Source organism: Streptomyces sp. NPDC051976 (assembly GCF_040680795.1).
Taxonomy (GTDB): domain Bacteria; phylum Actinomycetota; class Actinomycetes; order Streptomycetales; family Streptomycetaceae; genus Actinacidiphila.
This window is the reverse complement of record NZ_JBFAXL010000122.1, coordinates 1-8,076: the sequence shown is the minus strand read 5'-3', so window position 1 is coordinate 8,076 and position 8,076 is coordinate 1. Positions and strand designations below refer to the sequence as shown.

General features: G+C 71.5%; 8 protein-coding genes. 2 read left to right on the top strand and 6 right to left on the bottom strand.

The genetic code is table 11. From position 1 onward, the window contains the following. Window positions 1–499 precede the first annotated feature (499 nt). Window positions 500–1,498 (top strand): tryptophan--tRNA ligase, encoded by a 999-nt coding sequence (trpS, locus tag AB0M29_RS44585; protein WP_365393486.1) that lies wholly within the window; start codon window positions 500–502, stop codon window positions 1,496–1,498. Between the two features lie 36 nt (window positions 1,499–1,534). Here trpS and proC read toward each other — a convergent pair whose 3' ends face one another. The 6 genes from proC to AB0M29_RS44555 all read right to left on the bottom strand — a co-directional run bounded on the left by proC (window position 1,535) and on the right by AB0M29_RS44555 (window position 6,792). Beyond that, the gene (gene proC, locus AB0M29_RS44580; RefSeq protein ID WP_365393484.1) at window positions 1,535–2,395 is read right to left on the bottom strand and encodes a pyrroline-5-carboxylate reductase; all 861 of its coding nucleotides are present in this window, start codon (window positions 2,393–2,395) and stop codon (window positions 1,535–1,537) included. A gap of 134 nt (window positions 2,396–2,529) precedes the next feature. Further along, window positions 2,530–3,030, bottom strand: a complete 501-nt coding sequence (locus AB0M29_RS44575; protein WP_365393482.1) for a tetratricopeptide repeat protein — start codon at window positions 3,028–3,030, stop codon at window positions 2,530–2,532. A gap of 7 nt (window positions 3,031–3,037) precedes the next feature. Beyond that, window positions 3,038–3,775 carry an ABC transporter permease gene (locus tag AB0M29_RS44570; RefSeq protein ID WP_365393480.1) on the bottom strand — a complete coding sequence of 246 codons (738 nt, stop codon included), beginning with the start codon at window positions 3,773–3,775 and terminating at the stop codon, window positions 3,038–3,040. Then, a complete protein-coding gene (locus AB0M29_RS44565) occupies window positions 3,772–4,587 on the bottom strand; it encodes an ABC transporter ATP-binding protein (protein WP_365393478.1) in 816 nt (271 codons plus the stop codon). The genes AB0M29_RS44570 and AB0M29_RS44565 overlap by 4 nt, the downstream gene beginning before the upstream one ends. Window positions 4,588–5,885: 1,298 nt before the next feature. After that, entirely contained in the window at window positions 5,886–6,263 is a 378-nt protein-coding gene (locus AB0M29_RS44560; protein ID WP_365393476.1) for a nuclear transport factor 2 family protein, read from the bottom strand. Window positions 6,264–6,303: 40 nt separating this feature from the next. Then, on the bottom strand, window positions 6,304–6,792 hold the full coding sequence (locus AB0M29_RS44555) for a hypothetical protein (protein ID WP_365393474.1): 489 nt from the start codon (window positions 6,790–6,792) through the stop codon (window positions 6,304–6,306). 268 nt (window positions 6,793–7,060) lie between these two features. Here AB0M29_RS44555 and AB0M29_RS44550 point away from each other — a divergent pair, with 268 nt between their 5' ends. Beyond that, entirely contained in the window at window positions 7,061–7,936 is an 876-nt protein-coding gene (locus AB0M29_RS44550) for an SGNH/GDSL hydrolase family protein (RefSeq protein WP_365393472.1), read from the top strand. The last annotated feature ends 140 nt before the right edge of the window (window positions 7,937–8,076 follow it).

Here is an 8,076-nt window from a genome sequence, read left to right as displayed (position 1 = left end):
CTCTATCAGACTCTTTTCAGTGTCTGACCCCCAGTCAGCGGGGCTTGTCTTTCCGGCCGTTCGGCCGTTCCGACGAGTGAGACTTTAGCGGAACTTCGGCGGTCGAACCAAATCGGCCGCTTTCCGGTCCTCATTCCGAATACGCACAGGCGAACGCACACGGCAGGCCGTTTTCGTTCGAGTGTTTGTTACGGGATGGCTGTCCGGGGACCGACCGGAGTCGGCGCTCACGTCGGACAACTCGGAGAACACTACGCACACGAACGGGGGGTGTCAACTTGGTGTCGCGGACGCTCCCCAGGAGCTACTCTCCCCCTATGACAACGCATGCGCGTAGTACCCAGTGGTGGGCCGCCTAGGGCGGCCCGGACTGACGCATGCATCCAACGGCCGCCGCTTCGGCGGCCGTTTTCGTTGCTCCCCGGCCGCTCTGCGCGGCGGTCCCACGTACTCCCCCGTACACACAGGCGTACACACAGCGGATCAGGAGACAGCGGACATGACGCGAATCTTCAGCGGGGTCAAGCCGACCGGGCATCTCACCTTGGGGAACTACCTCGGCGCGATCCGCCGGTGGGCCGACGAGGACCAGCACAGGGCGGAGTCGCTGTTCTGTGTGGTGGACCTGCACGCCCTCACCATGGAGCACGATCCAGCCCGGGTACGACGGCTGAGCAGGCAGGCGGCGAGTCTGATGCTCGCCGCCGGGCTCGATCCACAGGGGTGCACGGTGTTCGTGCAGAGCCATGTCGACGAGCACGCCCGGCTGTCCTACCTCCTGGAGTGTGTCGCGACCGACGGCGAGATGCGGCGCATGATCCAGTACAAGGAGAAGGTGGTGCGCGCGCAGTCGGCGGGGCAGAGCGTACGGCTGAGCCTGCTGACGTATCCCGCGCTGATGGCGGCGGACATCCTGGCGTACGGCGCCGACGAGGTGCCGGTCGGCGAGGACCAGGCGCAGCACGTGGAGCTGACCCGGGATCTGGCCGAGCGGTTCAACCTGCGGTACGGGCGGACGTTCGTCGTACCGCGCGTCACGCTTCCCACGGTGGCCGCGCGGGTGATGGACCTCCAGGACCCCACGGGAAAGATGGGCAAATCCCACGACTCCACGGCCGGGATCATCTACCTCCTCGACGAGCCCGCCGTCATCACCAAGAAGGTGACGCGCGCCGTCACGGACAGCGCGTCCGGGGTGGAGTACGAGCCGTCGGAGCGGCCGGGGGTGGCGAACCTGCTGGAGATCCTGTCGTCCTGCACGGGCAAGGAGCCGCGGACCCTCGCCGAGGACTACGACTCGTACGGCGCCCTCAAGCGCGACACGGCCGAGGCGGTCGTCGAGCTGCTGCGGCCGCTCCAGACCCGGCATGCGGAGTTGAGTGCGGATCCCGGGTACGTGGACGGGGTGCTGAAGGACGGCGCCGCGCGGGCGCGGGCGCTCGCCCGGCCCACGGTCGACGCCGCCTACCGGGCGATCGGACTGCTCCCGCCCACGTGAGGCGGACCCCGGACCCCGGGCCCCGAGGCCCTGCTGTCAGCCGTTGCCGGAGGCCAGTTCGCGACTGCGGTCGCGGGCGGCCTCCAGCGCGGCGAGCAGGGCGGCGCGTACGCCGTGGTTCTCCAGCTCGCGGATGGCGTTGATGGTGGTGCCGGCCGGCGAGGTGACGGCCTCGCGGAGCTTGACCGGGTGTTCGCCGCTGTCGCGGAGCATCACGGCGGCGCCGATCGCGGACTGCACGATGAGGTCGTGGGCCTGGGCGCGGGGCAGGCCGAGGAGGATGCCCGCGTCGGTCATGGCCTCGACCAGGTAGTAGAAGTACGCCGGGCCCGAACCGGACAGCGCGGTCGCGGCGTCCTGCTGCTTCTCCGGAACGCGGAGCGTCTTGCCGACCGGGTTGAAGATGGCCTCGGTGCGCACCAGATGGGCCTCGGTGGCGTGGCGGCCCGCGGAGATGACGGACATGCCCTCGTCCACCAGCACCGGGGTGTTCGGCATGACCCGCACCACCGCGATGCCGTCGGCCAGGCGCTCCTCGAAGAAGGTGGTCGGGATGCCCGCGGCCGCGCTGATCACGAGGCGGTCGGCGGGTACGTGCGCGGCCAGCTCGTCCAGAAGGGCGCCCATGTCCTGCGGCTTCGCGGCCAGGATGAGGGTGTCGGCGGCCTTCGCGGCCTCGGCGTTGCTGACGGCCTCGACGCCGTACCGGGCCCGCAGTTCCTCGGCGCGTTCGGGTCGGCGGGCGGTGACGAGGAGGTCGCCGGGGGCCCAGCCCGCCCGGATCATGCCGGAGAGGAGGGCTTCGCCGATCTTCCCGGTGCCGAGCACGGCGACTTTCTGGGCCTGGGCCCGGCGCTGCTCGTCGGGCTGAGCCTGGGGCTCGTTCTGGGTGGTCATCGCGGCTCACCTCAAGCGGGACGGAGTGTTCCCGGCCATCCTCGCAGGGGCGGGGCCCCGAGCGGCGGCACGTCCGCCCCTCGGTACGGCGCAGTCCAGGTCACTGCCCCGGCGCCCTGCCCCAGGTCACCGCGTCAGCCGACGGTCTCGTCCAGATGGTCGGCGTAGTGCTCGATCGCGCGGCGGTACGCGGCGATGCCGGGCGCGCTGCTGGTGTGGGTGAGGAGCTTCAGCAGCGAGCCGACGGCCTCATCGGAACGGCCGAGGTTGTGCAGGGCGATCGCCCGGAAGGCGGTCAGCGCGGGGTCTGCGGGGTACTCCACGAGGGCCCGGTCGAACGCGGCGAGCGCCTCCTCGTAGCGGCCGAGCACCCGGTACGTGCTGCCCAGCCCGGTGTGGGCGCCCAGGCGCTCCTCATCGGTCAGGTTGGGACCCGCCAGCGCGGCCTCGTAGAAAGGCGCGGCGTCGGCCTCCCGGCCGAGCGTGTCGTGCAGCCAGGCGCACTGGTACGCCACGGCCGCGTCGTGCGGGTGCCGCTCCGCGAGGGCGACCAGGCCCTCGCGGTCCCGGGCTTCGCGCAGCCGTACGGCGTCACGCAGTCGCAGGTCTTCGGCGGCCGGATCGTACGACGTCATGGGCTCATCATGCCGTGCGGCGGCGCAGAGTCGCGGCTCCCAGGCCGAGGGCGAGCAGCGCGCAGCAGGCGACGACGACGAGATCGCGGACGAAGTCGCCGGTGATGCCGCTGTGGTGGACGATCTGGGTCATCCCGTCCGCCGCGTACGACATCGGCAGCACGTTGGACAGGTCGGTCAGCACCGGCTGCATGTCGCCGCGCGGCACGAACAGGCCGCACAGCAGCAACTGCGGGAGCAGCACGGCGGGCATGAACTGCACGGCCTGGAACTCGCTCGCCGCGAAGGCGCTCACGAACAGGCCGAGCGCGGTGCCGAGGAACGCGTCGGCGAGCGCGGCGACCAGCAGCAGCCAGGCGGAGCCGCTGACGTCGAGGCCGAGGACGGCGACGGACAGCACCGTCGCCAGCGTCGCCTGCACCACGGCCACGACGCCGAAGGCCAGCGCGTAGCCCGCGAGCAGGTCTGCTTTCGCGAGCGGCATGGACAGCAGGCGTTCGAGCGTGCCCGAGGTGCGTTCGCGCAGCGTCGCGATGGACGTGACCAGGAACATCGTGATCAGCGGGAAGATGCCGAGCAGCGAGGCGCCGGCGCTGTCGTACGTGCGCGGGCTGGCGTCGAACACGTACTTCAGCAGCGTGAGCAGCAGACACGGGACCACGAGCATCAGCGCGATCGTGCGCGGGTCGTGGCGGAGCTGGCGCAGGACGCGGCGGGCGGTGGCGAGGGTCCGGGCGAGGTTCATGAGGTGGTCGATTCCGTGCGGGTTTCGGGGGTGGCGGTGGCGGCGGGTGTCCGCGCCTCGGTGGGAGTGCGGCCCGCGGCTTCGTCGACGAGGCGCAGGAACGCTTCCTCGACGGTGTCGGAGCCGGTGCGCTCGCGCAGCGCCCCGGGTGTGCCGTCGGCGAGGATGCGGCCCTCGCGCAGCAGCAGCAGGCGGTGGCACCGCTCCGCCTCGTCCATCACGTGCGACGAGACGAGTACGGTCGCGCCGCGCTCCTCGGTGAGGCGGTGGAACAGCTTCCACAGATCGCGGCGCAGTACGGGGTCCAGGCCGACGGTCGGCTCGTCGAGCACCAGCAGCTCCGGCTCCCCGAGCAGCGCCACGGCCAGTGAGACCCGGCCGCGCTGGCCGCCGGACAGGCTGCCCGCGAGCGCTCCGGCGTGCGAGGTCAGGTCCACGTCCGCGAGCGCGCGGTCGACCTGCGCGGCGCGGTCCCGGTGCGGGATGCCGAGTACGGCGGCGTAGTAGTCCAGGTTCTGCCGCGCGGTGAGGTCCGCGTAGACGGACGGGGCCTGCGTCACGTATCCGACCCGGGGGCGCAGCGCGCGGTGCCCCGCCGGGTGGCCGAGGACGTCGAGCGTGCCGGTGACGTGGGCCTGCGAGCCGACGATGGCTCGCATCAACGTCGATTTTCCGCAGCCGCTGGGGCCGAGGAGGCCCGTGATGCGGCCCTGCGGGAGCGCGAACGAGAGGTCGTCGAGGACGGTGCGGGCACCGCGTACGACGCTGAGGCCGATGGCCTCGATGGCCGGTCCGAGGTGTTTATTCATCATGGGATGAATAAACACCTGCGGGGTGGGTCACGTCAAGCCGCGCGGTCTTGACGGGGGTGTCTTCGTGACTTCCGGCTGGCCGGGCCCACGGGGGGCGGGGGCCCCGGGGGGGGCGGGGTTCGTTCGGTGAGCCGGGTGGGGCCCCGGGGGCCTTACGGGGTGGGTCAGGGTCATCCCCTATGGCGTTCATGCGGTGGGCGCAGGACCGTTGCGGTATGAGGCGTTCATCCCGAGAAGTTGCTGCATCCCGCGTCGAGAAGCGGCAGTTGGCCGTGGCCTCGGCGACCCTTGGACCCTGGCGGCCGGCGGCCGTCGTGGGCGCGCTCGGTGGCGGCGTGTCCCTCGCCCTGCATCTGGTGGACGGGCACTTCGGGCTCGGCATCCTGGCCGGGGCTGTGTCTGTGGCCGCCCTGCTCTTTTACTCCGTCGGGGGGTCGGGGGCGGTGCTCGGGTACGGCTCTAGCGGCGCCAAGCGGGATTACCGCATACGGCGGTGGGCGCGGGCTCATCCCTGGCGGGTGGCTGCTGTGCCGGCCACTTTGATGTTCTTCAGCGACCTCGTGATCAGGCAGGTCCTGACGAGTGAAGGGTTTTTCGGCAGCGTCTGGGCGGGGCTGTGGCATGGGGCCGTTGTCGCGGCGGTGGTGGGGTGCGTGGGGACGGTTGCCGCTGCGCGGCGGGCTTAGGGGGGTTGTTTTTCCCACCCGCACCACCCGTGCGAGTGCGTTTCTGTCTGCCGGTCTTCTGGTGGGTGGGGTCGGCGCCGCGCCGGGGTGACTCCTCGGGCGCCAAACACTTGCCGGGTGTATTGGCTTCTGCGGGGGAAGTGTTCGGCGCCCTGCGGGGACACCCCGCCACGTCCCCTCCCAGGCCGGATGGCGGCTGCCGGTCCACGGGGGTGTGATGACCAGGTCCCCTCCGGGGCCCAATAACCCTTCCCCCGGGTCCCACGTTCGTTGCCCCCACGTTCGGGCCGTGGTCGGGTGAGAGGCGGAATCTCGCCCCCGAGCCAACGCACCCGCACCCGCAAGCCCCAGCCGGAGGCAAGGTGCGGCCGCAGCCCACCCACCCGGGGGCAGCCCACCCACCCGAGGTACCCGAGGTAACCCACCCACCCACCCGCCCGGGGCGAGGTGGCGGAGGTGTGGAGGGGGGCGGGGGTGGAGGGGGAGGGTTTCGAAATGCTGCCGGATATTTGTGGCGCGGGAGGGGGTGCGGGTGTGGAGTGCCAGAAGCGCCGTAAATATCCGATTTCGAAGCCCTCCGCCGGAAGCCCCGGCCCCCGACCCCCGGCCCCGTTAGTAGCGGACGACGTAAGGGGCGCGCCATTCGGGAGCGGGGTCGGCGCCGAGTTGGGTCCAGTATTCGCGGGCGGCGACGATTATGCGGTCGCGGACGGTCCAGAGGCCGACGCTGCGGAAGACGCCGAGGGACTCGTGCGGGACCTCGACCTCGGAGACGACGGTGTCGCCGTCGGCGATGACGCGGAGGACGCGGATGGACCAGCCCTCGGGGTACTCCGCGTTGACGCGGACGAAATTGCTGCGGCCGACGATGCGTTCGCGGCTGACCGGCCACTCGACGACGAGGTCCTCCGCCAGCAGCTCGCCGACGCCCGCCCAGTCCCTGGCCTCGATACGCTCCCACAGCGCGTGAACGATCTGCGTAGGTTCCATGCCCGCATCGTGGCACGGCCCACCGACAACGAGCCCGCCGTCAGCGCCGCTTGCGCTTGGCCTTGGGCGCGCTCCGGCGCGCCTGCCGCTCGAGGGCGGCCTCGTACTCGGCGCGGTGCAGGCCCTCGCCGGGCGCCTCGCTGAAGCAGCGGAAGAAGTAGGCGAGCAGGGAGCCGAGGAAGCCGATCACCATCAGGCCCTGGGCGGAGCGCGCGGCGTCCGGGTCCTCGGCGACGCGCCGCTCGGAGAATCCGCGCCAGGTGCGCTGGAAGGCGAGGGCGCTGCACACGGCGAAGCCGACGATCGCGAGGAGCGTCACGAAGTAGCCGATGTTGGCGTCGGACAGCCCCTGGAAGCCGAAGCGCAGCACGAACGCCCCCGCGGCCGTCGCGACCAGCGAACCGACGGCGAGCCCGGCCCGCCGCCAGTTGTAGCCGCCGTCGTGGTCGACCCAGGTCGTGCCGAAGAAACGGATCGGCTCGGGGCGCGGCGTCACTGACGTACGGGGCTGCTGCTCGGTCTCGCTCACGGTATCGATTATGACCCAAATCGGTACGGCCCCGGCACGACGGCGGCGGAGGCGGGCGCGGTGCGTTCCGGGCCTGCCCGGACACCGGTCCGCGGGGGGCGGCGGCCAGGGCCAAACGGGGGCAATTGCGCAGCAGCCGACTGGGGTTCTGCGCAAAGCATTGACTCCTTACTGACCGGTCAGTAATTTCCGCGCAGCATCGCTGAACCGCCACGCACAGCCAGGCACAGCTAGCCCCCCTCACGTCTGAGTTCAAAGGAGAATGCAGATGTCGATGCGTGCTCTCGCCCGCGGACTGGCGGCCGTCGTCGCTGCCGCAGGCACCGTGGCTCTGGGCCTCAGCGGGCCCGCCGCACATGCCTCGGACCCGATGTCGTACGTCGGGCTGGGTGACAGTTACAGCGCCGGTTCCGGCGTGCTGCCGCTCGACGGGTCCGCACCGCTGGAGTGTGCGCGCTCCAGCGTGAACTACCCGCATGTGATCGCCGCGCGGACCGGTGCGCAGTTCACCGACGCGACGTGCGGGGCCGCGGAGACCAAGGACTTCGCGGGGTCGCAGTACCCAGGGGTCGCGCCGCAGCTCGACGCCGTCGGCGCGGACACGGATCTCGTGACGATGACGATCGGCGGCAACGACAACAACACCTTCATCGGCGCCATCCTGGCGTGCGGCTCGGCGGGCGTGGTCACGGTCGGCTTCGGCCACCCGTGCAAGAGCCTGTACGGCAGCACCTTCGACGACCAGGTGGACAACACGACGTATCCGGCGGTGAAGGCGGCGCTGCAGGCTGTCAGGGCGAAGGCGCCGCACGCGCGGGTGGCGATCCTGGGGTACCCGTGGATCCTGCCCGCCACGTTCGACCCGGGGTGCTTCGTGAAGATGCCGATCGCGTCGGGCGATGTGCCGTATCTGCGGGATCTGCAGACGCATCTGAACTCGGCGGTGCGGCGGGCGGCGGCGGAGACGGGTGCCACGTACGTGGACATGTCGGCCGCGTCCGAGGGGCACGACGCCTGCCAGCCGGTGGGCACCCGGTGGATCGAGCCGGTGCTGTTCGGCACCAACTACGTGCCGGTGCACCCGAACGCGCTGGGCGAGTCGAAGATGGCCGACCAGACCCTGTCGGTGCTGAACCTGGGCTGACCCGCCCGCACATGACCGCGGCGGCCGTCCTCCCCGTGGAGGACGGCCGGGCCCGCCGGGGGCCCGGGGGCGGTGAGGGCCGCCGCGGGGTGGTGTAGCGGCCCCCGCCCCCCGCGGGGGGGGGGGCCCGGGCGGCGGGG

What these genes read in the sequence shown, in the direction of transcription:
- trpS (WP_365393486.1), top strand. Translation starts at nt 500, where the DNA reads ATGACGCGAATCTTCAGCGGGGTCAAGCCGACCGGGCATCTCACCTTG.
- proC (WP_365393484.1), bottom strand. Translation starts at nt 2,395, where the DNA reads ATGACCACCCAGAACGAGCCCCAGGCTCAGCCCGACGAGCAGCGCCGG.
- AB0M29_RS44575 (WP_365393482.1), bottom strand. Translation starts at nt 3,030, where the DNA reads ATGACGTCGTACGATCCGGCCGCCGAAGACCTGCGACTGCGTGACGCC.
- AB0M29_RS44570 (WP_365393480.1), bottom strand. Translation starts at nt 3,775, where the DNA reads ATGAACCTCGCCCGGACCCTCGCCACCGCCCGCCGCGTCCTGCGCCAG.
- AB0M29_RS44565 (WP_365393478.1), bottom strand. Translation starts at nt 4,587, where the DNA reads ATGATGAATAAACACCTCGGACCGGCCATCGAGGCCATCGGCCTCAGC.
- AB0M29_RS44560 (WP_365393476.1), bottom strand. Translation starts at nt 6,263, where the DNA reads ATGGAACCTACGCAGATCGTTCACGCGCTGTGGGAGCGTATCGAGGCC.
- AB0M29_RS44550 (WP_365393472.1), top strand. Translation starts at nt 7,061, where the DNA reads ATGTCGATGCGTGCTCTCGCCCGCGGACTGGCGGCCGTCGTCGCTGCC.